Genomic DNA, 25,821 nt, shown 5'->3' with positions numbered 1-25,821 from the left:
GGCCGCCATCGTGGCGGCCTTCGGGCCGATACCCGAGAAATCTCAATCGGCCCGGTAGGTCCGGCCGCCGTCGCCGAGATTGAAGTCCGCCAACACGGTTTCTCCGGCGATCGCGGTCTGCCCCTCGGACACTAACGGCTTGGCGCCTTCCGGCAGGTAAACGTCGAGCCGAGAGCCGAACCGGATCAGGCCGAACCGCTCGCCGGGCGCCAGCGTTTGACCTTCCCGCACGAACGAGACGATCCGACGCGCCACCAGACCGGCGATCTGGACCACGCCGATCTGCCCTGCGGGGGTCGAAATCACCATTGAATTGCGCTCATTGTCCTCGCTGGCCTTGTCGAGTTCGGCGTTAATGAACTTGCCCGGAGAATAGATGATCCGCTCGACCCGGCCGGCGACCGGGCTTCGATTGACGTGACAATTGAACACGCTCATGAAAATCGAGACGCGCGGCAGCGGCTTGTCGCCGAGCCCGAGCGCCGGCGGCGGGATCATCTGCACCACCATCGAGACGCGCCCGTCAGCGGGAGCCACCACCAGGCCCTCACGCACCGGCGTGACGCGCACAGGATCCCGGAAAAACAGCGCGCACCAGATCGTCAGCACCGTGCCGATCCAGCCGAGCGGGGCCCAAATCAGGAACAGAACCAGGGTGGCAAGCGCGAACGCGCCGATGAACGGATAGCCTTCCCGATGAATCGGCGGGATCTGGGCGCGGATGGATTTGACGACGGACATGGGAAGTCCCCTAACTTCAAAAGCGGATAGCCGGATGCTGCAACACGATTACTCTGCCGCCGCGGAAGTTGCCAGATCATCGTCGATGATGGCGGAACGAACCGGTGAATCCTGGTCCCCAATCATCGCCAGTCGCTCGCGGGCCTCTTCGGCCTCGCGCTGCCGATTCCACATGCTCGCGTAAAGGCCGCCATGTTCAAGCAGTTGGGCGTGCGTGCCGCGCTCCGAGATCCGGCCCTGATCGAGCACGATGATCTCGTCGGCGCCGACGATTGTCGAAAGCCGGTGCGCGATCACCAGCGAGGTGCGGTTCTGTGACACACGCTCCAGCGCGCCCTGGATCTCGTGCTCGGTATGACTGTCGAGCGCCGAGGTGGCTTCGTCCAAAACCAGGATCGGCGGCGACTTGAGAACGGTTCGCGCGATCGCGACGCGCTGCTTCTCGCCACCCGACAGCTTCAGGCCGCGCTCTCCGACTTCGGTTTCGTAACCCTTCGGCGACGCCTTGATGAAGGCGTCGATCTGCGCGGTCTGCGCCGCCTCTTCGACTTCAGCGTCGGAGGCGTTCCAGCGGCCGTAGCGGATGTTGTAGCGGATGGTGTCGTTGAACAGCACGGTGTCCTGAGGCACCATGCCGATCGCCGCCCGCAGCGATGTCTGAGTGACGTCGCGAATATCCTGACCATCGATCCGGATATGGCCGCCTGAGACGTCGTACAGGCGGAACAGCAGCCGCGAAATCGTCGACTTGCCGGCGCCGGAAGGCCCGACGATCGCAACCGTCTTGCCGGCAGGAACCTCGAAGCTGAGGCCCTTGAGGATCGGGCGGGACGGGTCATAGGCGAAGCGTACATCCTCGAACTTCACCACGCCGTCGGTGACCACCAGCGGCTTTGCGTCGGCCTTGTCCTGGACTTCGGGATTGCGCGACAGCACGGCGAACATCTTCTCGATGTCGATGATCGCCTGCTTGATCTCGCGATACACCATGCCCATGAAGTTCAACGGCTGATAGAACTGGATCATCATCGCGTTGATCATCACGAAATCGCCGACGGTGTTGGTGCCGTTGCGGATGCCGACGGCGCACATCAGCATCGTCGCCGTCAGACCGCAGGTGAAGATCACCGCCTGCCCCGCATTGAGCACCGCGAGCGACGTATAGGTGCTGACGCTGGCGTCCTCGTAGCGCTCCATCGACTTGTCGTAACGCCGCGCCTCGCGCTCCTCGGCGCCGAAATACTTCACGGTCTCGTAGTTCAAAAGCGAGTCGATCGCTTTCTGGTTGGCGTCGCTGTCGGAATCGTTCATCCGTCGCCGGATCGCGATCCGCCACTCGGTCGCCTTGTAGGTATAGAACATGTAGACCACGACGGTGACCATGATCACCGCGACGTACCGCCAGTCGAACTGCCACAGCAGCACGCCCATCACCAGCGTCAGCTCGACGATCGTCGGCACCAGTTGCAGGATCACCATGCGGACGATCACTTCGATGCCGAGACGGCCGCGCTCCAGCACCCGCGTCAGGCCGCCGGTCTTGCGCTCGAGGTGAAACCGCAGCGACAATTCATGCATGTGCACGAAAGTGCGATAGGCGAGCTTGCGTACCGCATGCATCGCGACCTGGGCGAACAGGCCGTCGCGCCATTGCGTCAGCAACGCCATCAGCACCCGCACCAGACCGTAGCTCAACGTCAGGAGAAGCGGCGAAGCGAACAGCCACAGCATCCAGTTCGAAGGCTCGATCGGCGCGGTGTCGGCGCCGGTGAGCGCGTCGATCGCCCATTTGAACGTGAACGGAACAATCAGCGTCGCCGCCTTGGCGACGAGCAGCAGCACCACCGACCACAACACCCGCATCTTCAGGTCGACCCGGTCGCCCGGCCAGATATACGGCCACAGGTGCACCAGCGTGCCGCCCAAGGTCGCCTTCTGCGCGACAGCGTCCTCAGGAATCGCGGCCGCGGGGCCGCTCTGCGAGTGCGAATGTGGGTGAGCCATTAATCATGCCTGAAGCAGCCCACGGCCGGAACGCGGCCGCGGAGGGATAATCCCGTCGGGTCCGCCTTCATATAGTGTTTCGCCCCCGCCGTGCACCCCGAGATGACGATTCTTTCCGTCATAACAGGCTGTTGCGCCGCGCAAACCTCAACGACCGTCTTGACGCTGTGATCCTGCGGTGCCACATCGCGAGCATGAGCGAAATCAAAACAGTCTGCGTCTATTGCGGCTCCGGCCCCGGCACCAATCCTCATTTCATCGAGGCGGCCCAAGCCTTCGGCAAGGACCTCGCCGAGAGCAGCGTGAGCTTGGTCTATGGCGGCGGCGCGATCGGGCTGATGGGCGCGGTTGCCAATGCGGTGCTGGACCACGGCGGCACGGTCACCGGGATCATCCCGGGCTTTCTCCGCACCAAGGAGATTGCACTCGACCGAGTCCAGGAATTGATCGTCACCGACGACATGCACGAGCGCAAGCGGCTGATGTTCGAACGCTCGGACGCTTTCGTGGCGTTGCCTGGCGGTATCGGCACGCTCGAGGAACTTGTCGAGCAGATGACTTGGCAGCAACTCGGCCGCCACACCAAGCCGATCCTGATCGCCAATATCGACGGCTTCTGGGACCCGTTGCTCGGGCTGCTGACGCATATGACCGAGACCGCTTTCATCCGCGCGTCGCTCTCGGTCAAGGTCCTCACCGCCAATTCCGTCAGCGAAATCTTGCCGAAGCTGCGCGCCGCGGCGGCGCCTGAACGTGCCAGGACGATGCCGCCGGAAATCGCGCGGCGCCTTTAGAGCTTTTTCGGTTCTGATTGAATCAAAACCGAAGCTCTAACTTGATGTTCTGACGCGTTTTCTTGACGCGAACCGGCATCCAGTTCGCTCGAAAACGCTATCGTCAATCAACCCATCTGCGTTCGCTGATGCTGTCTGTGACGGTCGCTCGTGACGTCACGGCGGCTTCTCAATGGCATCGCGGCAACTCGGACCTCTGCCGAGTGCGCTTCGCTTGCGCTGGCTCAAATCAGCAAATCGATGATGTGAGATTGAGAGTTTGCCATGGGGGATCGTGCCGAGGTGCTCCCCTCTGCCCCGCCTGACCTCCCCGCCAAAAAAGAAACGACCGGAATCCAAAAACTCATGACTGCGAACAAAAGCCAGCTCGTCAAACGCTTCGGAATCGTCGCTGCGGTCGCCATCGTTGCGATCGGCGGCGCGATCGCCTGGGTCATGCAGCCCCCGCCGATCGAACGCAACGATCCGGGTTTCGGCGCCACTGTCGATCCCGCACTGGTGGCGCGTGGCGAGTACGTCGCGCGACTGGGCGATTGCGTCGCCTGCCACACCACCGAAGGCGGTCCTGTCATGGCTGGCGGCCGGGCGCTGGAGACACCGTTCGGCACGGTGTGGTCGACCAATGTGACGCCGGATTCGAAAACCGGGATCGGGCAATGGTCGTTCGGCGCGTTCGACCGCGCGATGCGCAAAGGCGTGGCCGCCGACGGTCACAACCTGTATCCGGCGATGCCCTACCCGTCCTACGCGAAGATGACGGACGAGGACATGAAGGCGCTCTGGGCCTATCTCATCAAGGGCGTCGCGCCGGTCGAGAAAGCCAATCGCGCAGCCGAGATGCGGTTTCCATTCAACATGCGCGTCGGCCTCGCCGCCTGGAATGTCGCCTTTCTTGACGCGACGCCGTTCAAACCCGATCCGGCGAAGGACGCCGTGTGGAACCGCGGCGCCTATCTGGTCCAGGGTCTCGGCCATTGCGGCGCTTGTCACACGCCGCGCGGCATCGCTTTCCAGGAGAAAGCGATGAGCGACGCCGGTCCGGACGGGCGCTTCTATCTTGCCGGCGCGAAGGTCGAGAACTGGAATGCCGTAGAGTTGCGCGATCTATGGACCGTCAAGGACACCGTCGAGCTGCTGAAGACCGGACAGAACCGCTTCGCCACCGCTTCCGGCAGCATGACCGAAGTCATCCTGCATTCGACGCAGCACCTCGCCGATGACGATCTGACGGCGATCGCAACCTATCTCAAGGCGCTGCCCTCCGACCGTCCCAAGGCCGAGCCGCGGATCGTCTCGACCGAAGCGCCTGCGAACACCTTCACCAGCCGCGGCGGCCTCGGCTACGCACAATTCTGCACCGACTGCCACCGCCCCGACGGCGCAGGTGTGAGAGGCGTATTCCCGCCGCTCGCGGGCAATCCGACGGTCACCGCGAAAGACCCGGCGACGCTGGTCCATATCGCGCTGACCGGCTGGAAGACCACCGCGACCACCACCCACCCGCGGGTCTGGACGATGCCGGCCTTCGCCCGCCTCGCCGATCGCGAGATCGCCGAAATCCTGTCCTTCGTGCGCGAGAGCTGGGGCGAAGGCGCCGGGCCGGTCAGCACCGCCCAGGTGGCGGCAGCGCGCGCCGAGCTTGATCCGAAGATCGACAAGTCGCTGTTCGAGACTCCGCGCATCGCCGATCTGTTGTCGCAGCCGAACGCCGCCCAACTGGTTCGTGGCATGCGGCTCAACGCGGAGACGCGCGCGCTGCTGCCGAACCATGTCGGCGACGATCTCAACTGCGCCTCGTGCCACCTCAACGCCGGAACTGTTGCGGACGGCAGCCCCTATGTCGGCGTCTCGGCGTTCTTTCCCAGCTACGCGCCGCGCGCCGGTCGCGAGATCACGCTGGAGGACCGCATCAACGGTTGCTTCCTGCGCTCGATGAACGGCAAGCCGCTGCCGGTCGACGGCGCCGATATGAAGGCGATGGTGGCCTATTTCGACTGGATGAAGGGCGCGACCAAGCCGGAAGACAAGGTGGCGGGACGCGGCGTCGGCAAGGTCGACACCAGCCTGAAGCCCAATCCCGAGAACGGCAAGACGATCTACGCGGCGCAATGCGCTGTCTGCCACGGCCAGAACGGCGAAGGCCTGAAGGACGCCGCGGGACGCCTGGTCTATCCACCGCTGTGGGGCGAGCGTTCGTTCAACATCGGGGCCGGCATGGCCCGCACCTTCACCGCCGCGGCCTTCGTCAAGCGCAACATGCCGATCGGCACGCACGAGAAGTTTCCGCTCGGGCAAGGCGGCCTGACCGATCAGGAGGCGATCGACGTCGCGGAGTATTTCACCCACATGGAGCGGCCGGACTTCGCCGGCAAGGTCAAGGACTGGCCGAAGGATCCAAAGCCGAAGGACGCGCGCTACTGATCGCGTCCAAGACGCTACTCTCCAACGACCGGCGTCGGATCAGTCCGCGCCGGCCGCGGGATGGCGATCGAAGATCTTGCCCGGGTTGAGAATGCCCTTGGGATCGAGCGCGGCCTTCAGCGTGCGCATCAGCGCGATCTCTGCGGGGCTGCGGCTGACGCAGAGATACGGCTTCTTCTCCAGCCCGATGCCGTGCTCGGCCGAGACCGAACCGTTGCAGGCCGCCAGCGGCCGATACACCAGCGCTTCGATCTTCGGGCGGAGCGCGAGATAGTCCATCGGCTTGACCTGCACCACGACATGCAGATTGCCGTCGCCGAGATGGCCGAAGATCCAGAGCCTGTGCTCGCCGATCTCGCTGGCGAGCGTCGTGCGCAGGGTGTCGGCGTAGCCTTCCATCGCCGCGATCGGCAGCGAGATGTCGAACACCACCGGCATCCCGCCCTGCAGCACCTGACCGACGTCGTCCCGCAACGCCCAGAACGCCCGGCAATCCTGTTCGGATTGCGCGATCGCGGCGTTCGCGACCAGTCCCGCCTCATGCGCGGCCTCCATCGCCGCGTTGAAGCGCCTCGTATCAAGCTCCTGATCGGCGCCCTGGCTTTCGACCAGCACGTAGTAGGCATGATCCTGCGAGATCGGCGGTCGGCCTTTCGCCGGCGCCGTCGTCACCAGCCGGTAGAACGACTGCCACATCACCTCGAACGCCGACAGCGTGCCGCCGAGCGAACGGTCGATGTGCTTCAGAAATTTCGCGACCGCGTCGAAGCTGTCGAACCCAACCAACGCCATGTTGGTGGCAAGCGGCTTTTCCCGCAGCCTCAGCACCAGCCGCGTGATCACGCCGAGGGTGCCTTCCGAGCCGACGAACAGCTGCTTGAGATCGTAACCGGCATTGTTCTTGATCAGGGTGTTCAGCGACGACAGCACGGTGCCGTCGGCGAGCACGACTTCGAGGCCGAGGATCATGTCGCGGGTCATGCCATAGCGGATCACGCGATTGCCGCCCGCATTGGTCGCGGCGTTGCCGCCGAGCGTCGCGCTGCCCCGCGCGCCGAGATCGAGCGGAAACGCCAGATCGTGCCTGTCGACTTCCTCCTGCAACGTCTGCAGCACCACGCCCGCCTGCACCGTCGCGGTGCGCTGCTGCGGATCGATGTCCTCGATCGCGCGCATCCTTTCCAGGGACAGGATCACCTCGCCCGGATCGGCATCCGCGCCGTGCACGAGACCGGTCAGCCCGCCATGGGTAACGACTGATACGCCGTTGGCGTGGCACCAGCGCAGGATATCGGAGACCTGCTGCGTCGAGCTTGGCCGGACCAATGCGCCGGCTTTCAGCGTGTCGAACCGATAAGTGCCGGCCGAGCGTTTGCCGAGTTCGGCGGCGTCGAGCACGCCGCCGTCGCCGACGATGGTTCGAAGTGCAGTGACGAGATCAATGGACATTGCGGTCGCCTCAAATCAGCGCTTCGATCAGGCGCGGGCCGCGCTGGCTCATCGCCGAGGCGTATTGCGCGGCGAACTCCTCCGCCGTGGTGGCGCGGCTCGCCTCGACCCCGAGGCCTTCGGCGATCTTCATCCAGTTCATTTCCGGATTGTGCAGGTCGAGCATCGACAGCGCTTTCGATCCCGCACCCGACGCGCCGACGCGCTGCAATTCGACATTGAGAATGGCGTAGGACCGGTTTGCGTAGATCACGACGGTGATGTCGAGCTGCTCTCGCGCCATCGTCCACAGCGCCTGCATCGTATAGGCCGCGCCGCCGTCGCCATGCGGACACACCACTTTGCGGTCGGGTGCGGCGATCGCCGCGCCGATCGCCAGCGGCAGCCCCTGCCCGATCGAACCGCCGGTGAGCGGCAGATGCGTATGCGGCCGCGCCCGCGGCACGATCATCTGAAACGGCAGGCCCGACGTCGCTGCTTCCTCGGCGTAGATCGCGTGGTCGGGCGTATGATGCGCGATCACCTGCGCGACGCCGAGCGAATTCAGCTTGCCCTTGGGCAGATCTGGCAAAGCGAGTTGCGTGCGCGTCTTGGGCTCCGCCGGCGCATCAAGCGCGGCGGCGAGGTCATGCAGCGCCTGCGCGCCGTCCTCGTGCGGCTGCGCCAGATACTCGAACTGACAGCCGTCGGGCGCGCCCCAGCTCGGCTTGCCCGGATAGGCGAAGAACGACACCGGCGGTTTGGCGCCGACCAGCACAAATTGCTCAACGTCTTTCAGGAACGCAGTGATCTGTTCCGAGAAATACGGGATGCGCTCGAGCGGCACGCGGCCGGCGCCGAGTTCGGTTTGCGGCGCGAAGGTGTCGCACATCAGCCGGGCGCCGCATTTCGCCTGGATCCGCCCTGCCGCTTCAAGTCCCGCGCCCAGCAACGCATTGCCGCGTAGCAACAGCGCCGACTTCTTGCCGTTCGACAGCAGCTTCGCGACGGCCTCGATCGTATCAGCGTGCACGCGCGCCGGCCCATCATCGACGAGCGGCTGCGCGGCGCGCGCCGCGGCGTTCCAGGCAACGTCGGCGGGCATGATCAGTGTTGCGATTGCGCCCGGCGCAGCTTTCGCCGCCTGCACCGCGCGCGCAACGTCGCTGGCGACCGCACCTGCACTCTTCGACTCGACGATCCAGTTCGAAACCGGACGAGCAAAGCCGACGATGTCGGAGGTCAGCGGTGCGTCGTATTGCAGATGATGCGCGGCGTGGTCGCCGACGATGTTGACGATCGGCGTCGCGGCGCGGCGGGCGTTGTGCAGATTAGCGAGGCCGTTGGCGAGACCGGGTCCGAGATGCAGCAGGGTCACCGCCGGCTTGCCGGCGATCCGACCGTAGCCATCGGCGGCGCCGGTCACGACGCCTTCGAACAGGCACAGCACCGGCCGCATCCCGCTGACCGTGTCCAGGGCCGCGACGAAATGCATCTCGGAGGTGCCGGGATTGGCGAAGCAGACTTCGACGCCGCAATTGACCAGCGTCTGCACAACCGACTGTGCACCGTTGATGGTGTCGCCCACTGAACCGTCTCCCTGTCCCTGTCGCATTTTGTGTGTTTGATTGCACACATGTTGTCAGCGCGGACCAGCAATGACAACTGCGACGATACGACAAGGCTCACCGCGCGAGCGGTACGCGCTTACGGAAACAACGGATGGACGGCGACGCCGGTCACGGCGGCAATTGCGCCGCCGCAATACTCACGCCGGCGCGTTCGACTTCACCAGCTTGTAGACCACCGAATCCATCAGCGCCTGGAACGAGGCGTCGATGATATTCGGCGATACGCCGATCGTGGTCCAGCGCTCGCCGAGTTCGTCCTCGCTCTCGATCAGCACGCGCGTCACCGCTTCAGTGCCGCCATTGAGGATACGGACGCGATAGTCGATCAGCTTCAGGTTCTCGATGTACTTCTGATACTTGCCGAGATCCTTGCGCAAGGCGACGTCGAGCGCATTGACCGGGCCGTTGCCTTCCGCGGCCGAGATCAGCGTCTCGCCATCGACCTCGACCTTGACCACCGCCATCGCCACGGTGACGCGTTCGCCGTGCGAGTTGTAGCGCTGCTCGACATTGACGTCGAACTGCTCGACGCGGAAGAATTCCGGCACCTTGCCGAGCGTGCCGCGCGCCAGGAGATCGAACGAAGCGTTGGCGGATTCGTAGGCGTATCCGGCCGCCTCGCGCTCCTTCATCTTCTCGATCAGGCGGCCGAGCTTCGGATCGTTGCGGTCGAACTCGATCGTAGTACGCGACAATTCCGCCACCACGTTGGAGCGGCCGGCCTGATCCGATACCAGCACCTTGCGATGATTGCCGACCGATTCCGGCGTGACGTGCTCGTAGGTGTGCGGGTCCTTCATCACCGCCGAGGCATGAATCCCCGTTTTCGTGACAAAGGCGCTGCCGCCGACATAGGGCGCGTGCGGATTGGGTGCGCGGTCGAGAATATTGTCGAGCGCGCGCGACACCTGCACCAGCGTCGCCAGCTTGTCGTCGGACACGCCGATCTCGAATCTGTCGGCGAATTCCTTCTTCAGCTTCAGCGTCGGGATCATCGACACCAGATTGGCGTTACCACAACGCTCGCCGAGCCCGTTCAGCGTGCCCTGGATCTGTCGTGCGCCGGCGCGCACCGCGGCGAACGACACGGCCACGGCCTGTTCGGTGTCGTTGTGGGCGTGGATGCCGACATGGCTGCCCGGGATATGCTTCACCACCTCGCCGACGATCGCCTCGACTTCGTCGGGCATGGTGCCGCCATTGGTATCGCACAACACCACCCAGCGAGCGCCGGACTCATAGGCCGCCTTGGCGCAGTCCAGCGCGAACGCCGGGTTCTCCTTGTAGCCATCGAAGAAGTGCTCGCAATCGACCAGAACTTCGCGGCTTCTGTCCTTGGCGATCGCGACGCTGTCACGGATCGAGGCGATGTTCTCTTCGTTGGTGGTTTCGAGCGCGACGCGGACCTGATACTCCGACGATTTTGCGACATAGCAGATCGCATCCGCCTTGGCGTCGAGCAGCAGCGCGACGCCGGGATCGTTCGAGGCCGAGCGGCCCGGCCGCCGCGTCATGCCGAACGCCGCGAAGGTCGCGCGCTCGAGCTTCTGCTCGGTGGCGAAGAACTCGGTGTCGAGTGGATTGGCGCCGGGATAGCCGCCTTCGACATAATCGATGCCGAGGTCGTCGAGCAGCCCCGCGATCAGCCGCTTGTCGTGCAGCGTGAAATCGACGCCGTTGGTCTGCGCGCCGTCGCGCAACGTGGTGTCGTAGAGATACAAACGTTCCCGACTCATTGATCCGCTCCCGGCGCCGCGACATCCGCGAACGTCTTTTTCATCGAGGTGTTGGCGAGCCATTCGCCGTTGATCGTGACGGTGTTGCGCCGGGTCGCGGCATAGCCGCGCCGCGCGAAGAAATCGGCCGCATTGTCGCTGGCGTCGACGGTGAGCGCAGGAACGCCCCGCGCACCCGCGAGCTTTTCCAGCGCGTCGATCAGCGTCGCGGCGACGCCCTGTCCGACGAAATCCGGATGCACGTAAAGCATGTCGATGTGATCGGCACCCTGCAGCGACGCAAAACCCACCGGCGCGCCACCGAGCGTCGCGATCAGCGTGAGCTGCGAGGCGAGTTTTGCACCGAACGTCTCATCGTCATCGACCGCCGACGCCCAGGCTTCCTGCTGGGCCTCACTGTAGTCGTCGGCCGTGAGTTGCTCGATCGCCGCGACGAAGATCGCCGCGACGATCTCGGAGTCCTCGGGCAGATACGGCCGCAGCGCCGGTTTGGAATTCGCGTTCATCAGTCACCAGAAATTATACAGCTTCAACACCAGCGCCGTCGCGCCGGCGAGCAGCGCGATCTTGATGGCGATGTAGTACAGCCAATGCTTCGGGAACGGCGTGTCGGGGCGATGCGAGGGTTGTGGGTCGGTCATTGGATGAACTCCGGTTGGGCTATCTCGGCTTTGGCTCTTGCTACGCCAGACAGCCTCACGTTCGTCATTCCGGGATACGCCCCGCCAGGGGCGTAGACCCGGAATCCATACTCCCTGCAGGGGTTATGGATTCCGGGCTCGCGCTGCGCGCGCCCCGGAATGACGTCGGTGAGACGCAGTGCGGCCCCCCAAACACCACCGTCATGCGCGGGCTCGACCCGCGCATCCATCGAAAGAGAAAGCGCCGCGCTTCTGAGTTGATGGATTGCCGGTTCAAGCCCGGCAATGACGACCGAGGGGGCGCCGCTCATCGGGCGATCTCCCAGGTCGTCACCGGCTTGCCGTCTGAATCCTTGCCGTCCTTGATCGCGATGCCCATCGCGGCGAGTTCATCGCGGATGCGATCGGACTCCTTGAAGTCTTTTCGCGCGCGGGCGGCGGTGCGGGCTTCTATGAGTGGTTCGACCTCGTGACGGCTTGGTCCATCCCCAACGTCGTACCCGTAGCCGTAGATATCGTCGGTTCTTTCACCATTCCATATGCCCATAAACTTCATCGCTCGATGAAGCTTTTCAGCCGACTCTGGACTGTTTCTCGCTTCCTTATTGAGGCCGTGCATAACAGCAATCACCCCCGGCGTGTTGAGGTCGTCCTCAAGCACGGAGAGCAATTCATCGGGAGGTTCAAGGCTTTGAGGTTCCGTGCCGTAGGCCGTATCGATCCAATCTCTAAGAGACTTCCGAGCTTCTACAAGCCGCTCGATCGTCCAATCGATCGGTTGCCGGTAGTGAGCTGTCAGCATCGATAGGCGGAGTACATAGCCATGCCACTTATTCGAACCAAACGAACGCTGTCGTAGCAACTGATCAATTGTAAAGAAATTCCCCAGGCTCTTCGACATCTTCTCGCCTTCGACCTGCAGGAAGCCGTTGTGCATCCAGGTCTGGGCCATGCGCTCGGTGTGGAAGGCGCAGCACGACTGCGCGACCTCGTTCTCGTGATGCGGAAACACCAGGTCGATGCCGCCGCCATGGATGTCGAAGGTTTCGCCGAGATGCTTCCACGACATCGCGGAGCATTCGATGTGCCAGCCGGGCCGACCCTGCGTCGCGATACCGGCCGGCGACTGCCAGGACGGCTCGCCGGGCTTCGACGGCTTCCACAGCACGAAGTCGGTGGCGTCGCGCTTGTAGGGCGCAACGTCGACGCGGGCGCCGGCGATCATTTCGTCGAGCGAGCGATTGGCGAGCGCGCCGTAGCGCGGCAACACGCTATTGGCGGCGTTCATCGCGCCGGGCGAAAACAGCACGTGATCATCGGCGACATAAGCGAAGCCGCCTTCGACAAGCCGGTCGATGATCGTCCGCATCTCGCCGATATGCTCGGTCGCGCGCGGCTGGACGGTCGGCCGCAGGCAGCCCAGCGCATCGACGTCGTCGTGGAATTGCCGCTCGGTCTGCTCGGTGACCTTACGGATCGACTCGTTCAGCGGCAGGCCGGGATAGTCACGCGCGGCGCGGTCGTTGATCTTGTCGTCGACGTCGGTGATGTTGCGGACGTATTTGACGTGGTTCTCGCCGTAGAGATGCCGGAGCAGCCGGAACAACACGTCGAACACGATCACCGGCCGCGCATTGCCGATATGGGCGAAGTCGTAGACCGTCGGGCCGCAGACATACATCCGCACACGCGAGGGATCGAGCGGCGCGAAGTCGCGCTTCTCCTTGGTCAGCGTATCGTAGAGGCGCAATGCCATGGATTCCCGTCCCCTGCGGCCGGGCGTCCAGTGATCTCATGAGAGAAAAGACGGCCTCAGCCAGCGTTGAGCTAGCTCGTAATCTCGCGGCAAATGCCACAAATCGAGAAAAGACCGTTCATTGGCGCACCATGGCCAGCCACTCGGATGGCGTCAAGCCCGTCGAATGCCCTAAGCAACCTTCCCGACCGATTTCCGCCATGATCCGCGCCTAGGCCCCGCGCATCGGGCTCCCCCCATGGTTAACGATTCTTTACCGATTCACGACTAATGATTCGGGGGTCGACGCCCCTGTTCACCGGTGTCCCATGAAACTGATTTCCGCCTTTCTTGCCTGCGCGGCGCTGCTGTCCGCGTCCGCCGCATTGGCCGACAGCCGTGTCTTCATCATCGCCAATCAGCCGGACGGCTACGGCATCGATCGGTGCCTGGCCAAAAGCGAACGCTGCGGCGCTCATGCCGCCCTGGCCTATTGCAAGGCCCACGATTTCATCCAGGCAACTGAGTACCGGCGGGTCGATCCCGACGAGGTGACCGGCGCGGTGCCGAAAACCGTCGGCGCCGCCTGCGGCCGTGGCGGCTGCGACGAATACGTCGCCATCACCTGCCAGCGCTAGCAGCCTGAAATCGCCTGTGGCTCCGCCACACAGACGCCCCGGAAACGACGTGACGATGCCGCGAGAAGCCGTTAAGACGTGGATTACCGTCGCGGTTTCAACGGATTGCCCGACGGAATCGATCGTGCGGGTTTGCTGAGACGATTCGGCGGACGCCGATAAAAGATCCGCTCGGAATTCCTGAATGCCGGACATGTTCGAGACCGCGAGTTGCTTCCGCCGCCGGTTTGTGGCTGGCGCTGTGCTGTTCGCCGCTGTGCTTTTGGACATGGCGACGCTTGGCTCCGGCGCGAGCGCGCAGCAGGGCTATCCGCCTCCGGGCGGCGCGCCGCAAGCCGCGGTCAATCCGGTCTGCCCGCGGCTCGAGGCACAGCTCGCCTCGATCGACCGCGGCGGCGCCGACCCGGCGCGCGCCGAGCAGATCCGGCGCTACGAGGATTCCGTGAACCGCCAGCAGGCCGAGCTCGATCGGGTCACGATGCAGGCGAAGCGGATGGGCTGCGACAGCTCCGGCTTCTTCTCGCTGTTCAACGGCCAGTCGGCGCAATGCGGCCCGGTCAATAATCAGATCCAGCAGATGCGCGGCAATCTCGACCAGATGACCTCCGGCCTCGAGCGGCTACGCGGCGGCGGCCCTGGCGGCGGCGAGCGCGACAACCAGCGCAGGTCGGTGCTGATGGCGCTGGCGCAGAACAATTGCGGCCCGCAATATGCCGCGGCGGCGCAAGGCGGCGGCGGTTTTCTCGATAATCTGTTCCGCGGCAACCCTCAGGGCGCTCCCGGCGCGCTGCCCGATTTCAACACCGACTCCGGCACCTTCCGCACGGTCTGCGTCCGCACCTGCGACGGTTTCTACTTCCCGATCTCCTTCGCCACCGTGCCGGCACGCTTCGCCGATGACGAGAAGACCTGCAAGAACCTGTGCCCGGCGTCCGAAGCGGCGCTTTACGCTCACCGCAATCCGGGCCAGGACATGAACCAGGCGGTATCGATCAACGGCCAGCCCTACACCTCGCTGCCGGCAGCATTCCGCTATCGTCAGGAGTTCAACCCGGCTTGCTCGTGCAAGGCGGCGAATCAGAGCTGGGCGGACGCGCTGAAGGGCGTCGACGATACCTCTGCACGCGAACACGGCGACATCATCGTCACTGAAGAGAGCGCGAAGCGGATGGCGCTGCCGCCAGCGCAACGGGCGGCAGCCCAGCGCAAGGGCACCACCGCAGCGCCTGCGCCCGCAACCGGCGACGCCAAGCCGCCGGCGACGACGGGGTCGTCCGATCCGAACACGATCCGCTCAGTCGGCCCGACCTTCCTGCCGAAGATGCAGTAATATCAGCGTCCTTCTATCGCGACCTGTTCCCGCAGACGTCATCCTGAGAGCCTGCATCCTGAGAGCCTGCCCCGGACTTGATCCGGGCTGCGAGCGCACGAGCCTCGAAGGATGACGCTTCTGCGCGACCGCGCTCGCCTGCGAGCGAGCTTCCTTGATGGTGGACTTCCGTGATATATACCATGGTAGCTATCGGCATGGAGACCGCCATGACATCCCGGACCGCAAAGATCTTCACGACCGGCCGCAGCCAGGCCGTCCGGCTGCCGGCAGAGTTTCGCTTCGAGGGCAGCGAAGTCTACGTGCGCCGCGATCCCAAAACCGGCGACGTGATCCTGTCCCGCAAGCCGGATTCCTGGGACGGCCTCCTGGAGCTGCACGTTCGCGATGAGGCGCCCGACGACTTCATGAGCCCCGCCGATCGAAGCCAGCCGTCGCAGTCCCGCGATCCGTTCGAAGGTTGGCAGGAATGACCGCCTGGATGCTCGATACCAACATCGCGAGCCACATCATCAAAGGCGACCGTCCGGAGATCATCAATCGGCTGGTGTCGCTCCCGATCGCCGACGTCGTCATCTCGTCCGTCACCGAAGGCGAACTGCTCTACGGTCTGGCCAAGCGCGGCTATCCGAAGGCTCTGTCCGAACGCGTCCGGCAATTCCTGCTCCGGGTCGACGTGCTGCCCTGGGATCATGACGTGACCCAAACCTACGCCGACCTGCGCGCAGCGTGCGAAGCGAAAGGCGTCACGCTTTCGCCACTCGACCTGATGATCGCCGCCCATGCCACAGCCACCGAAGCTACGCTGGTCACGCGAGACAAGGGGTTCGCCCGCGTGCCTCACGACGCGCTGAGGATCGAGGACTGGACGGAGGCGACGTGAGGATCGCCGGTCCGATCGGTCCGCCAGCCTCAACTAACCCCTACCGCTCGAACGCCTCACTCGACGCCCGATTGGCGCGCACCAGCAGCGCTTCGTCGGGCGCAGCCAAAGGCTCGGCCTTGTCGCGGAACCGGTTGGTGATCGGATAGCGGCGGTCGCGGCCGAAATTCTTGCGCGTCACCTTCACGCCGGGCGCGGCTTGGCGGCGCTTGTATTCGGCGATGTTCAAGAGCCGGTCGATCCTCACCACGGTGTCGCGGTCGAAGCCTTCGGCGACGATTGTCGCCAGCGGCTCCTCGCGCTCGACCAGCCTTTCCAGGATGGCGTCGAGCACCTCGTAGGGCGGCAGCGAATCCTGGTCGGTCTGGTTTTCACGCAGCTCCGCAGTCGGCGGCCGCACGATAATGCTCTCCGGAATCACCTCGCCGTCGGGGCCGAGCGCACCGTCCGGCTTCCAACGGTTGCGCAGGCTGGACAGCCGAAACACTTCCGTCTTGTAGATGTCCTTGATCGGATTGAAGCCGCCGTTCATGTCGCCATACAGCGTGGCGTAGCCGACCGACATTTCCGACTTGTTGCCGGTGGTCACCACCATCGCGCCGGTCTTGTTCGAGATCGCCATCAACAGCGTACCGCGGGTGCGCGCCTGCAGATTCTCTTCGGTGATATCTCGCTTGAGGCCGGCGAACGGCTTCGCCAGAATGTCCTCGAAGCCGTTGACCGCGGCGGCGATCGGCAGCACCTCGTAACCAAACCCCAGCGCACTCGCGAGCCCGTCCGCATCATCGAGCGAGATCTGCGCGGTGTAGCGAAACGGCAGCATCACGCCGCGCACCTTGTCGGCGCCGAGCGCATCGACCGCGATCGCCGCGCATAGCGCAGAGTCGATGCCGCCGGAAATCCCGAGCAGCACGCCCGGAAAGCCGTTCTTGCGGACGTAGTCGCGGAGGCCCAGCACGCAGGCGGCGTAGTCGCCCTCGTCGCCGTCGAGCGTCGGCGCCACCGGACCGTCACAGCGCCAGCCCGACGCCCCCTTCTGCCAATGCAGAGTGGTGATGGACTCGGCGAATGCCGGCAATTGCGCCGCGAGCGATCGGTCGGCATTGAGCACGAACGACGCGCCGTCGAACACCAGCTCATCCTGCCCGCCGACCTGGTTGAGATAGACCAGCGGCAGATCGCTCTCGGTCACCCGCGCGACCTGCACCGACAGCCGCAGATCGCTTTTGCCGCGCGCATAGGGCGAGCCGTTCGGCACGATCAGGATTTCGGCGCCGGTCTCGGCGAGACATTCGACGACGTTCTCGTAATCCTCGGACTCCTCGAGCCAGGTGTCCTCGCAGATCGGCACGCCGACGCGCACTCCGCGGATGGTCATCGGACCGGAGACGGGGCCACGTGAAAACACCCGCTTCTCGTCGAACACGCCGTAATTCGGCAGATTGACCTTGGTGCGGATCGCAGCGATCCGGCCGCCGTCGAGCAGCGCGCAGGCGTTATAGAGCTTGCCGCCGTCGAGCCATGGCGAGCCGATCAGCATCGCCGGTCCACCGTCGGCCGTCTCGCGCGCGAGGTCTTCGACCGCCGCGCGGCAGGCCGTCTGAAACGCCGGCTTCAATACCAGATCTTCCGGCGGATAGCCGGAAATGAACAATTCGGGAAAGACAACAAGCTCGGCGCCCTCGGCGGCTGCCTGGGCGCGCGCGGCGCGCGCCATCGCGGCGTTGCCGGCGATGTCGCCGACCGTCGGATTGAGCTGGGCGAGCGAGATCGTCAAACGGGCGGCTGTGTCAGTCATGTCCGAGATTTAGCCGCCCCCTGCCCGCTTCGCAATTGGCCGAGCTAAAACACACCCATGCGCTCGCCGAGCGCGAACAGCCAGAACACTCCGGCCATCGCCAGCGCGACGCCGACGGCGGCCGATCCCATGTCCTTGACCCGCCCGATCTGCGGATCATGCTCGGTGGTGAGGCGGTCGGCGAGCTTCTCGATCGCGGTGTTCAACAGCTCGACCACCAGCACCAGCACGACAACCGCGACCAGTTCCACGCGGCGCATCGTCGTGATCCCGATCAGCCAGGCGGCGGGAACGGCCAGCGCCAGCGCGATCAGCTCCTCGCGGATCGCCTGCTCGGAACGGATCGCGAAGGCGAGTCCGTTCCGCGAGTTGATCGTCGCCCGCCAGAACCGCAGCAACGGCCTCATCCTTCGAGATGCATCCGTCGGATACTCAGGATCAGCGAGTTCTCACAGTCCCGCGGCGACCGGCAGCGGGCTCACCTTGCCGTCGCGGCCCTGCTTCAGCAGATCCGCAATCAGGAACGCCATGTCGATCGACTGCTCGGCATTGAGCCGCGGATCGCAGGCGGTGTGATAGCGGTTGTTGAGGTCCTCGTCGGTGATCGCGCGCGCGCCGCCGATGCATTCGGTGACGTTCTGCCCGGTCATCTCCAGATGCACGCCGCCGGCATGGGTGCCCTCTGCGGCGTGGATCGTGAAGAACGAGCGAACTTCCGACAAAATGCGGTCGAACGGCCGGGTCTTGTAGCCCGAGGTCGAGGTGATGGTGTTGCCGTGCATCGGATCGCACGACCACACCACCTTGCGGCCCTCGCGCTGTACGGTGCGGATCATCGCCGGAAGGCTGTCGCCAATCTTGTCGGCGCCGAACCGGCCGATCAGCGTCAGCCGGCCCGCCTCGTTCTCGGGATTGAGCACGTCGATCAGCTTCAGCAGCTCATCGGTCTTCAGCGACGGACCGCATTTCAGGCCGATCGGATTCTTGATGCCGCGGAAATACTCGATATGGGCGTGATCGAGCTGACGGGTGCGATCGCCGATCCAGATCATGTGGCCGGAGGTCGCGTACCAGTCGCCGGTTGTCGAATCGATCCGGGTCATCGCCTGCTCGTAGCCGAGCAGCAGCGCTTCGTGGCTGGTGTAGAAATCGGTGGTGCCGAGCGCGCTGTCGACCGCGAAGGTCAGGCCGCAGGCGCGCATGAAATCGAGCGCGCCTGAGACCCGGTCGGCAAGATCGGCATAGGCCTTCGACTGCGGACTGTCGCTGACCGACTGCAGCATCCAGCGGTGAACGTTCTCCACGCTGGCGTAGCCGCCCTTGGCGAAGGCGCGCAGCAGGTTGAGCGTCGCGGCGGACTGGCGATAAGCCTCGAGCTGGCGGCGCGGATCAGGCCGGCGCGCGTCCTCGGTGAAGGCGATGTCGTTGACGATGTCGCCGCGGTAGCTCGGCAGTTCGACGCCGTCGCGCTTCTCGACTGGCGCCGAGCGCGGCTTGGCGAACTGACCGGCGATGCGGCCGACCTTCACCACGGGCGAGGCGCCCGCATAGGTCAGCACGATCGCCATCTGCAAGAAGACGCGGAACAGGTCGCGGATGTTGTTGGCGCCGTGCTCGGCAAAGCTCTCGGCGCAATCGCCGCCCTGAAGCAGGAAAGATTCGCCAGCCGCCACGCTCGCCAGCGCCTTCTTCAGGTTGCGCGCCTCACCTGCAAAAACCAGCGGCGGAAAGGTCGACAGCTGCGCCTCGACATCGCCCAACGCCTTCGCGTCCGGGTAATCCGGCATCTGCTGAACCGGCTTGCTGCGCCAGCTATCGGGTGTCCAACGTTCGGACATGAGACCAACTCCTGAGGACCTGCCGCTCCATATAGGCGTGCGCGGAGGCCGCGTTATACACAGGGTCTCCGCCAGCCGCTAGTTGCAAATCGGCGTCAGAATACAACCCGTTGCGGAGAAAGCTCAATTCGCTTTGTCGAAGCGGCCGGCAGCCGGTCCGCGCCGCCGAGCCCTGCCTTATTCGGCGGCGTCCCGGCCGTACCGCACGGTGGGCGTCCGCATCGTCACCAGCTCTTCGGCAGCGGTCGGATGCAGCGCCATGGTGGCGTCGAAATCGGCCTTGGTGGCCTTCATCTTCACGGCGATGGCGATCACCTGGACCAGTTCGCCGGCCTCCGGACCGACGATGTGGCAGCCCAGCACGCGATCACTGTCGCCGTCGACGATCAGCTTCATCAGGGTGCGGACCTTGCTACCCGACAGCGTCGCCTTCAACGGGCGGAAGTCGGCCTTGTAGATGTCGACGCGGGGGTAGAGCGCGCGAGCCTGCGACTCGGTCAATCCGACCGTGCCGACCTCCGGCTGCGAGAACACAGCGGTCGGGATATCGGTGTAGTCGACCTGCACCGGCCGTTTGCCGAACACCGTATCCGCGAAAGCGTGGCCTTCGCGGATCGCCACCGGGGTCAAATTCATGCGATGGGTCACATCGCCGATGGCATAGATATGCGGCACCGAAGTCTGACAGAACTCATTAACCGCGATGCCGCCATTGTCCGGATTCATCGCGAGGCCGGCTTTCTCCAAACCGAGATTGGCGACGTTGGGATGCCGCCCGATCGCGAACATCACCTGGTCGGAGGCGACGCTCGATCCACTCGACAGATGCGAGGTGAACTCATCGCCGAGCTTCTCGACTTTGGCGACCGTGCAACCGGTCAGGATCGTGATGCCCGCCCGCTCCATTTCGGTTCGGACATGGGTACGGACGTCCTCGTCGAAGCCGCGCAGGATATTGTCGCCGCGATACACCACGGTGACGTCACAGCCGAGGCCGGCGAAGATGCAAGCGAATTCCAGCGCGATGTAACCGCCGCCCTGGATTAGAATCCGCTTCGGCAGCACCGGCAGATGAAACACCTCGTTCGACGAGATGACATGCTCGATGCCCGGGATCATCTCGCCGTGATTAGGCGCGCCGCCGGTCGCGATCAGGACGTACTTCGCGCGAACGGTCTCGCCCGTTGATAAGCGCAGTGTGTGCGGATCTTCGAATACGGCGCGCGCCTTGACGATGCGAGCGCCGGACTTCTCGACATTGGCTGCGTAGATCGCCTCGAGTCGCGCGATCTCCTGATCCTTGTTGGCGATCAGCGTCTGCCAGTCGAAATGCGCCTCGGGGATTGTCCAGCCGAAGCCGGCGGCGTCGCGAATATCTTGATGGATGTGGGAGGCGTAGACCATCAGCTTCTTCGGCACGCAGCCGCGGATCACGCAGGTGCCGCCGAAGCGGTACTCTTCGGCGATCGTGACGCGGGCGCCATGGCCGGCGGCGATCCGGGCGGCGCGCACGCCGCCGGACCCACCACCGATGACGAACAGATCCGTATCGAATTCAGCCATGTTCGCCCCGTAGCCGTCGGCCTTGTCGTGGCCGTATCAGATCGCCTTGCCGCGCTTGCGCATCTCGGCGCGGAACTGGCCGTTGACCTCCTCGGAGAAGGTCTGCGCCCACTGGTTCATGTACTGCATGCTGGCGGCGATCGCCTTCGGCTCCTCGTTCAGCAGCTTCTGGCCGAGCGGCGTCTTGTAGAACGCCACCAAATCCTTCAGCTCCTGTTCGGTGAAGTCCTGGGCGTAGATCTTCGCCATGCCGTCGCCGATTTCCTTCTCACGTCCCGCCAGGTTCTTGGCGACGACCGAGGCGACTTCCTTGAGGTCCTGCTGATAGTTCAGATTGGTCTGCATCAAGGTGTCCATTGTGCGCTGGACGATGCCGGGCACGGCGTTGGCATAGATCGTGTTGGCGCGCTTCAGCTCCAGGATTTCCTTGGCCGCCGCAACCGCCGCCGGCGTCGGCGGTTTGGCCTGCGCCATCGCATGTCCCGCGGACAATGCGATTCCCAGTGCCAGCCCAGTGGCCAGCAAAGCGTTCGATAGAAGTTTCATTTCCAATTCTCCTGGATTTCGGCGCTACGCCCGTTCGACAGTTCGAATTCCTTCGGTCCCCGCGAGCACCACCGTGCTGGCGATCCCGATAAACAACCCATGCTCGACTACGCCCGGAATCTCGGACAACAACTTGGCCAGGCGAGGAGCATCCGGTATCCGCCCGAGATGGGCGTCGACGATCCAGTGGCCACCATCGGTGACAAAAGCATGGCCGGCCTCGCCATCGCGAAGCTTTAGTTGCCCTGCCGCCCCGACTTGCGTGAAGGCCTTTTCAATCGCGCGCCGGGTCGCCGCGAGTCCGAACGGGATCACCTCGACCGGAAGCGGAAACTTGCCGAGACAGTCGACCCATTTCGATTCATCGGCAATCACGATCATGCGATCGGATGCGGCCGCGACGATCTTCTCGCGCAACAGGGCGCCGCCGCCGCCCTTGATCAATTCGAGGCGGGTATCGACCTCGTCGGCGCCGTCCACCGTCAGGTCGAGCCGGTCGATTTCGTCGAGGGTGGTCAGCCGGATACCACAGCGCTCAGCGTCGGCGCGGGTCACCTCGGAGGTGGGCACGCCGATGACATCGAGTCCGCCGCGGACCTTTTCCCCCAGCAGTTCAACGAAATGCCTGGCGGTCGAGCCGGTGCCGAGGCCGAGCTTCATACCGCTGCGAACCTCTTCCAAAGCCCGCGCTGCGGCCTGTCTCTTCAAATCTTCCTTATCCATCGGAATACCTACCCCCGCTCCCCACCGACCGTCTCCGGCGCAGCGCGGGCATATCTAGCGACGTTTGCCGCATAACAACAGGGCGGAATCTGTCGACATCCCGGCCCGGGCCGGTTGCGGAAATCCGCCGGGAACGCTAGCCCTCTCGCATGAGCACATCCCGCACCGTTGTTTTCGACCTGGACGGCACGCTGATCGATACGGCGCCCGACCTGATCAACGCCCTGAACTACATCCTCGTCCGCGAAGGTATGCCCGCGGTCCCGTTTGCGTCTGCGCGCAATATGATCGGGCAAGGCGCGCGGCGATTGCTGGAGCGCGGCCTCGAGCTTGATGGCCGCGTCATCAGCCCGGACGACGTCAACCGGCTCGCCGTCGACTTCATCGACTATTACGCGGCCAACATCGCCGTCGAGTCGCGGCCGTTCGAGGGGCTCGAAGCCACGCTGGATGAGCTCGCTGGCCAAGGCTACCGTTTTGCGGTTTGCACCAACAAGCTGGAATGGCTGTCGAAGCTGCTGCTCGACCAACTCGGCCTAAGCTCGCGCTTCGCCGCGATCTGCGGCGCGGACACCTTCGGCGTCGCCAAGCCCGATCCAGCGATTCTGCGCGAGACCGTGGCCAAAGCCGGCGGCGATCTGTCGTCGGCGGTGATGGTCGGCGACGCCGGACCGGACGTCGGCGTGGCGCGGCGGGCCGGCATCCCGGTGATCGGCGTCGAGTTCGGCTACACCGAAGTTCCCATCGCGGAACTCAATCCGGACCTGTTGGTCGGCCATATGCGGGACCTCCCCGGCGCAGTCGCGCGCCTGCTGCCGCCGGCATGACGCACCTAGTTCTATAACGCTGACAAACCACGACAATTCGCGCACGCGCGATGTCGATCCAACCAATACTTAAGATTGTACCTGATCCGGTTGCAAGCCCCCGCCGAGGCTCATATGGTCTCCGCGGGACTGTGGCTGATGGCCGCACCAAGGGTGGTGTCATATGCGTCGTTTCGTTGTCATTGCCGCGACAGGCTTGAGCCTTGCCGGCTGTTCGTCGTTGTCGTTTGACGCCTTCAAATCGGCGCCGCCGACTGTCACGGTGCAGCTCGACTCGGTGCCGCCCGGCGCCGAGGCGCTCACGTCCGGTGGCCAGAGCTGCAAGACGCCCTGCTCGATCACCGCGCCGGCGGCCGACTTCAGCGTGACCTTCTCCCAGAACAAGTTCCAGCCTGCGACCGTGCCGGTGCAGGTCGTCGTGAACCCGGGCGATTTCACCACCTCCGCCACCGCGACGGCCACACCGAACCCGGTGGTGGCCGAACTGCAGCCGGCGACGCCGGTGCGCAAGCGCAAGCCGGTGGTCAAGCGCGTGAAGAAGCCGAAGCCGGCAGCCGCCGCAACCACTGCCCCCGAGGAATCGTCTCCGTTCCCTGCCCCGGCTGCAGCCGCGCCGGCACGCTGAGCCTTCCGCACTGCAGCAAGTCGCACGATTGTGTGCGGCGCTCATCATGCTTAGATAGTGGCGAGCGACATGCCGCCACGGCGGCGCTTGTAACAGGCCTCGCCGGATGAGCAGTGCAGTGATGACTCCACCGACCGTCGGCGCTTCGGCGATGACCGATCCGTTCGGCCGGACGATCAGCTATCTGCGGGTGTCCATCACCGACCGCTGCGACTTTCGCTGTGTCTACTGCATGTCGGAAGACATGACCTTCCTGCCCCGCGCCGATCTTCTGACGCTGGAGGAACTCGACCGGCTCTGCTCGGCCTTCATCGCCCGCGGCGTCCGCAAGCTTCGGCTGACGGGGGGGGAGCCACTGGTCCGGCGCAACATGATGTCACTGGTGCGCTCGCTGTCGCGCCATCTCGGCACCGGCGCGCTCGACGAACTCACCCTCACCACCAATGGCTCGCAGCTCGCCCGGTTCGCCGAAGAACTACGCGACTGCGGCGTCCGCCGCATTAACGTCTCGCTCGATACGCTCGATCCCGAAAAATTCCGCGCGATCACCCGCTGGGGCGACCTCGACCGGGTCTTGGCCGGAATCGAGGCGGCGCGCGACGCCGGCCTCGCCGTCAAGATCAACGCCGTGGCGCTGAAGAACATCAATGAGGACGAGATTCCGTCACTCATGCAATGGGCCCACGGCCTCGGCATGGGACTGACGCTGATCGAGGTGATGCCGCTCGGCGAGATCGGCGAAGGCCGGATCGATCAATATGTTCCGCTGTCGCTGGTTCGCGCGAGGCTTTCGAACAACTACACCTTGACTGATTTGCCAGATAGCACCGGCGGCCCAGCCCGCTACGTCCGGGTCGATGAAACCGGCGGCAAGCTCGGCTTTATCACGCCCCTCACCCATAATTTCTGCGAATCATGCAACCGGGTGCGGATCACCTGCACCGGGACCTTGCACACCTGCCTCGGACAGGAGGATGCGTCCGACCTGCGCCGGCCGCTCCGCGCATCGCCGGACGACGATCTGCTCAACGCCGCGATTGATCGTGCGATCGGCCACAAGCCGAAGGGGCACGACTTCATCATCGACCGCAAGCACAACCGGCCCAGTGTCGGCCGTCATATGAGCGTCACCGGCGGCTGATGCAGCAGCGGCGTGCTGCCACATCAACCTTTCGACTTGTCACCAGATTGCCATTTTCCATTGACGGCGTCGCTATGCGCTGAGATGGTGCCATCGCTTCGCGCCCCCGGCTGTGAGAGCCTCTTCTCGCACGTCACGTAGACCGGGCGGAAACGGGAGGAGACCAGCGTTGCAGGCGTTGCTCGGACTGAGCCGGAAGATCGACGCGTTCAACACCCTGGTTGGGCGATGGTTGTCGTGGATGATCGTCCTGGCGGTGATCATATCTGCCGGCAACGCCGTTATCCGCAAGACATTCGACATGTCATCTAACTCATTGCTCGAGTTGCAATGGGTGCTGTTCAGCATCGTGTTTCTGCTGTGCTCGCCCTGGACGCTGCTCAGCAACGAACACATCCGCATCGACATCATCAATCACAGCCTCCCGCTGAAGTTGCGCGGGTGGATCGATATGATCGGCCACGTCTTCTTCCTGATGCCGTTCGCGATCGTCCTGCTGTGGTGGTCGATTCCGTTCTTCCTGGTGTCCCTGAGTCAGAACGAGCAGTCGTTCAGCGCCGGCGGCCTGCCACAATGGCCGGCGAAGTCGCTGATCATGATCGCCTGCTTGCTGCTGATCATTCAGGGCATCTCTGAGATCATCAAGCGCGCCGCGATGCTGGCGGGGGTGATACCCGACAGCAACGTGCTGCAGGGGGCGCAGCACGCCGCTGAACTCGAGGCCGAGCGGCTGGTGATGCATATCGGCGGCGACAAACTTTGAGAATAACAGTGGTCA

At 64.3% G+C, this 25,821-nt stretch carries 25 protein-coding genes; 10 read left to right on the top strand and 15 right to left on the bottom strand.

Annotated elements, in window-relative coordinates:
* Nucleotides 1-42: 42 nt before the first annotated feature.
* Nucleotides 43-741: a phosphatidylserine decarboxylase gene (locus tag BMY71_RS10650; RefSeq protein WP_011502493.1), complete on the bottom strand. Its 699-nt coding sequence runs from the start codon at nt 739-741 to the stop codon at nt 43-45.
* A gap of 48 nt (nt 742-789) precedes the next feature.
* Entirely contained in the window at nt 790-2,745 is a 1,956-nt protein-coding gene (locus BMY71_RS10645; protein ID WP_092683586.1) for an ABCB family ABC transporter ATP-binding protein/permease, read from the bottom strand.
* A gap of 194 nt (nt 2,746-2,939) precedes the next feature.
* Here BMY71_RS10645 and BMY71_RS10635 point away from each other — a divergent pair, with 194 nt between their 5' ends.
* Both BMY71_RS10635 and BMY71_RS10630 read left to right on the top strand, forming a co-directional pair.
* A complete protein-coding gene (locus tag BMY71_RS10635) occupies nt 2,940-3,539 on the top strand; it encodes an LOG family protein (protein ID WP_011502491.1) in 600 nt (199 codons plus the stop codon).
* A gap of 345 nt (nt 3,540-3,884) precedes the next feature.
* Entirely contained in the window at nt 3,885-5,960 is a 2,076-nt protein-coding gene (locus BMY71_RS10630; RefSeq protein WP_092683584.1) for a c-type cytochrome, read from the top strand.
* Between the two features lie 39 nt (nt 5,961-5,999).
* Here the strand turns inward: BMY71_RS10630 and BMY71_RS10625 are convergent, their stop codons facing one another.
* From BMY71_RS10625 to cysS, 7 genes are all read right to left on the bottom strand, one after another.
* Nucleotides 6,000-7,409 (bottom strand): FAD-binding oxidoreductase, encoded by a 1,410-nt coding sequence (locus BMY71_RS10625; protein WP_092683582.1) that lies wholly within the window; start codon nt 7,407-7,409, stop codon nt 6,000-6,002.
* A 10-nt stretch (nt 7,410-7,419) separates the two neighbouring features.
* Entirely contained in the window at nt 7,420-8,976 is a 1,557-nt protein-coding gene (locus BMY71_RS10620; RefSeq protein ID WP_175557647.1) for an acetolactate synthase large subunit, read from the bottom strand.
* A 180-nt stretch (nt 8,977-9,156) separates the two neighbouring features.
* Entirely contained in the window at nt 9,157-10,755 is a 1,599-nt protein-coding gene (gene cimA / locus BMY71_RS10615; protein WP_011502487.1) for a citramalate synthase, read from the bottom strand.
* On the bottom strand, nt 10,752-11,261 hold the full coding sequence (locus BMY71_RS10610; protein WP_092683578.1) for a GNAT family N-acetyltransferase: 510 nt from the start codon (nt 11,259-11,261) through the stop codon (nt 10,752-10,754). Before BMY71_RS10610 ends, cimA begins: the two co-directional genes overlap by 4 nt.
* A 3-nt stretch (nt 11,262-11,264) precedes the next feature.
* Nucleotides 11,265-11,396 carry a hypothetical protein gene (locus tag BMY71_RS25435; RefSeq protein WP_011442253.1) on the bottom strand — a complete coding sequence of 44 codons (132 nt, stop codon included), beginning with the start codon at nt 11,394-11,396 and terminating at the stop codon, nt 11,265-11,267.
* A complete protein-coding gene (locus tag BMY71_RS24890; protein WP_092683576.1) occupies nt 11,393-11,707 on the bottom strand; it encodes a hypothetical protein in 315 nt (104 codons plus the stop codon). The genes BMY71_RS25435 and BMY71_RS24890 overlap by 4 nt, the downstream gene beginning before the upstream one ends.
* Nucleotides 11,704-13,152 carry a cysteine--tRNA ligase gene (gene cysS / locus BMY71_RS10600; protein ID WP_092683574.1) on the bottom strand — a complete coding sequence of 483 codons (1,449 nt, stop codon included), beginning with the start codon at nt 13,150-13,152 and terminating at the stop codon, nt 11,704-11,706. Before cysS ends, BMY71_RS24890 begins: the two co-directional genes overlap by 4 nt.
* A gap of 308 nt (nt 13,153-13,460) precedes the next feature.
* Here cysS and BMY71_RS10595 point away from each other — a divergent pair, with 308 nt between their 5' ends.
* The 4 genes from BMY71_RS10595 (at nt 13,461) to BMY71_RS10580 (ending at nt 15,982) form a co-directional block, all read left to right on the top strand.
* A complete protein-coding gene (locus tag BMY71_RS10595) occupies nt 13,461-13,769 on the top strand; it encodes a hypothetical protein (protein WP_011502483.1) in 309 nt (102 codons plus the stop codon).
* A 184-nt stretch (nt 13,770-13,953) separates the two neighbouring features.
* A complete protein-coding gene (locus tag BMY71_RS10590) occupies nt 13,954-15,099 on the top strand; it encodes a DUF2865 domain-containing protein (RefSeq protein WP_092683572.1) in 1,146 nt (381 codons plus the stop codon).
* 209 nt (nt 15,100-15,308) lie between these two features.
* Nucleotides 15,309-15,572 carry an antitoxin gene (locus tag BMY71_RS10585; protein ID WP_041805867.1) on the top strand — a complete coding sequence of 88 codons (264 nt, stop codon included), beginning with the start codon at nt 15,309-15,311 and terminating at the stop codon, nt 15,570-15,572.
* Complete coding sequence (locus BMY71_RS10580) at nt 15,569-15,982, top strand: type II toxin-antitoxin system VapC family toxin (protein WP_092683570.1); 414 nt, start codon at nt 15,569-15,571, stop codon at nt 15,980-15,982. The genes BMY71_RS10585 and BMY71_RS10580 overlap by 4 nt, the downstream gene beginning before the upstream one ends.
* A gap of 40 nt (nt 15,983-16,022) precedes the next feature.
* Here the strand turns inward: BMY71_RS10580 and BMY71_RS10575 are convergent, their stop codons facing one another.
* The 6 genes from BMY71_RS10575 to rpiA form a co-directional block, all read right to left on the bottom strand.
* Complete coding sequence (locus tag BMY71_RS10575; protein ID WP_092683568.1) at nt 16,023-17,780, bottom strand: NAD+ synthase; 1,758 nt, start codon at nt 17,778-17,780, stop codon at nt 16,023-16,025.
* A 44-nt stretch (nt 17,781-17,824) separates the two neighbouring features.
* On the bottom strand, nt 17,825-18,178 hold the full coding sequence (locus BMY71_RS10570) for a diacylglycerol kinase (RefSeq protein WP_041805865.1): 354 nt from the start codon (nt 18,176-18,178) through the stop codon (nt 17,825-17,827).
* A gap of 51 nt (nt 18,179-18,229) precedes the next feature.
* On the bottom strand, nt 18,230-19,618 hold the full coding sequence (locus BMY71_RS10565) for a class II 3-deoxy-7-phosphoheptulonate synthase (RefSeq protein WP_011502477.1): 1,389 nt from the start codon (nt 19,616-19,618) through the stop codon (nt 18,230-18,232).
* Between the two features lie 177 nt (nt 19,619-19,795).
* Nucleotides 19,796-21,181 (bottom strand): glutathione-disulfide reductase, encoded by a 1,386-nt coding sequence (gene gor, locus BMY71_RS10560; protein WP_011502476.1) that lies wholly within the window; start codon nt 21,179-21,181, stop codon nt 19,796-19,798.
* 36 nt (nt 21,182-21,217) lie between these two features.
* The gene (locus BMY71_RS10555) at nt 21,218-21,727 is read right to left on the bottom strand and encodes a DUF2059 domain-containing protein (RefSeq protein ID WP_011502475.1); all 510 of its coding nucleotides are present in this window, start codon (nt 21,725-21,727) and stop codon (nt 21,218-21,220) included.
* Between the two features lie 24 nt (nt 21,728-21,751).
* Nucleotides 21,752-22,450: a ribose-5-phosphate isomerase RpiA gene (gene rpiA / locus BMY71_RS10550; protein WP_011502474.1), complete on the bottom strand. Its 699-nt coding sequence runs from the start codon at nt 22,448-22,450 to the stop codon at nt 21,752-21,754.
* Between the two features lie 149 nt (nt 22,451-22,599).
* On the opposite strand from rpiA, the gene BMY71_RS10545 reads away from it, so the two are divergent.
* The 4 genes from BMY71_RS10545 (at nt 22,600) to BMY71_RS10530 (ending at nt 25,806) form a co-directional block, all read left to right on the top strand.
* The gene (locus tag BMY71_RS10545) at nt 22,600-23,277 is read left to right on the top strand and encodes an HAD family hydrolase (RefSeq protein WP_011502473.1); all 678 of its coding nucleotides are present in this window, start codon (nt 22,600-22,602) and stop codon (nt 23,275-23,277) included.
* Nucleotides 23,278-23,440: 163 nt separating this feature from the next.
* The gene (locus BMY71_RS10540; RefSeq protein WP_011502472.1) at nt 23,441-23,902 is read left to right on the top strand and encodes a PEGA domain-containing protein; all 462 of its coding nucleotides are present in this window, start codon (nt 23,441-23,443) and stop codon (nt 23,900-23,902) included.
* 106 nt (nt 23,903-24,008) lie between these two features.
* On the top strand, nt 24,009-25,043 hold the full coding sequence (gene moaA / locus BMY71_RS10535; RefSeq protein WP_092683566.1) for a GTP 3',8-cyclase MoaA: 1,035 nt from the start codon (nt 24,009-24,011) through the stop codon (nt 25,041-25,043).
* Nucleotides 25,044-25,212: 169 nt separating this feature from the next.
* Entirely contained in the window at nt 25,213-25,806 is a 594-nt protein-coding gene (locus BMY71_RS10530; protein ID WP_092683564.1) for a TRAP transporter small permease subunit, read from the top strand.
* Nucleotides 25,807-25,821: the final 15 nt, after the last annotated feature.

This window comes from Rhodopseudomonas pseudopalustris (assembly GCF_900110435.1).
Classification (GTDB): Bacteria; Pseudomonadota; Alphaproteobacteria; order Rhizobiales; family Xanthobacteraceae; genus Rhodopseudomonas; species Rhodopseudomonas pseudopalustris.
The sequence above is the reverse complement of the archived record's forward strand: the minus strand, read 5'-3'. Positions and strand labels throughout refer to the sequence as shown.

Bases quoted from the DNA above. Each gene is read 5' to 3' on its own strand.
- BMY71_RS10650 (WP_011502493.1), bottom strand. From the start codon at position 741: ATGTCCGTCGTCAAATCCATCCGCGCCCAGATCCCGCCGATTCATCGG.
- BMY71_RS10645 (WP_092683586.1), bottom strand. From the start codon at position 2,745: ATGGCTCACCCACATTCGCACTCGCAGAGCGGCCCCGCGGCCGCGATT.
- BMY71_RS10635 (WP_011502491.1), top strand. From the start codon at position 2,940: ATGAGCGAAATCAAAACAGTCTGCGTCTATTGCGGCTCCGGCCCCGGC.
- BMY71_RS10630 (WP_092683584.1), top strand. From the start codon at position 3,885: ATGACTGCGAACAAAAGCCAGCTCGTCAAACGCTTCGGAATCGTCGCT.
- BMY71_RS10625 (WP_092683582.1), bottom strand. From the start codon at position 7,409: ATGTCCATTGATCTCGTCACTGCACTTCGAACCATCGTCGGCGACGGC.
- cimA (WP_011502487.1), bottom strand. From the start codon at position 10,755: ATGAGTCGGGAACGTTTGTATCTCTACGACACCACGTTGCGCGACGGC.
- BMY71_RS10610 (WP_092683578.1), bottom strand. From the start codon at position 11,261: ATGAACGCGAATTCCAAACCGGCGCTGCGGCCGTATCTGCCCGAGGAC.
- BMY71_RS25435 (WP_011442253.1), bottom strand. From the start codon at position 11,396: ATGACCGACCCACAACCCTCGCATCGCCCCGACACGCCGTTCCCGAAG.
- BMY71_RS24890 (WP_092683576.1), bottom strand. From the start codon at position 11,707: ATGAGCGGCGCCCCCTCGGTCGTCATTGCCGGGCTTGAACCGGCAATC.
- cysS (WP_092683574.1), bottom strand. From the start codon at position 13,152: ATGGCATTGCGCCTCTACGATACGCTGACCAAGGAGAAGCGCGACTTC.
- BMY71_RS10595 (WP_011502483.1), top strand. From the start codon at position 13,461: ATGAAACTGATTTCCGCCTTTCTTGCCTGCGCGGCGCTGCTGTCCGCG.
- BMY71_RS10590 (WP_092683572.1), top strand. From the start codon at position 13,954: ATGCCGGACATGTTCGAGACCGCGAGTTGCTTCCGCCGCCGGTTTGTG.
- BMY71_RS10585 (WP_041805867.1), top strand. From the start codon at position 15,309: ATGACATCCCGGACCGCAAAGATCTTCACGACCGGCCGCAGCCAGGCC.
- BMY71_RS10580 (WP_092683570.1), top strand. From the start codon at position 15,569: ATGACCGCCTGGATGCTCGATACCAACATCGCGAGCCACATCATCAAA.
- BMY71_RS10575 (WP_092683568.1), bottom strand. From the start codon at position 17,780: ATGACTGACACAGCCGCCCGTTTGACGATCTCGCTCGCCCAGCTCAAT.
- BMY71_RS10565 (WP_011502477.1), bottom strand. From the start codon at position 19,618: ATGTCCGAACGTTGGACACCCGATAGCTGGCGCAGCAAGCCGGTTCAG.
- gor (WP_011502476.1), bottom strand. From the start codon at position 21,181: ATGGCTGAATTCGATACGGATCTGTTCGTCATCGGTGGTGGGTCCGGC.
- BMY71_RS10555 (WP_011502475.1), bottom strand. From the start codon at position 21,727: ATGAAACTTCTATCGAACGCTTTGCTGGCCACTGGGCTGGCACTGGGA.
- rpiA (WP_011502474.1), bottom strand. From the start codon at position 22,450: ATGGATAAGGAAGATTTGAAGAGACAGGCCGCAGCGCGGGCTTTGGAA.
- BMY71_RS10545 (WP_011502473.1), top strand. From the start codon at position 22,600: ATGAGCACATCCCGCACCGTTGTTTTCGACCTGGACGGCACGCTGATC.
- BMY71_RS10540 (WP_011502472.1), top strand. From the start codon at position 23,441: ATGCGTCGTTTCGTTGTCATTGCCGCGACAGGCTTGAGCCTTGCCGGC.
- moaA (WP_092683566.1), top strand. From the start codon at position 24,009: ATGAGCAGTGCAGTGATGACTCCACCGACCGTCGGCGCTTCGGCGATG.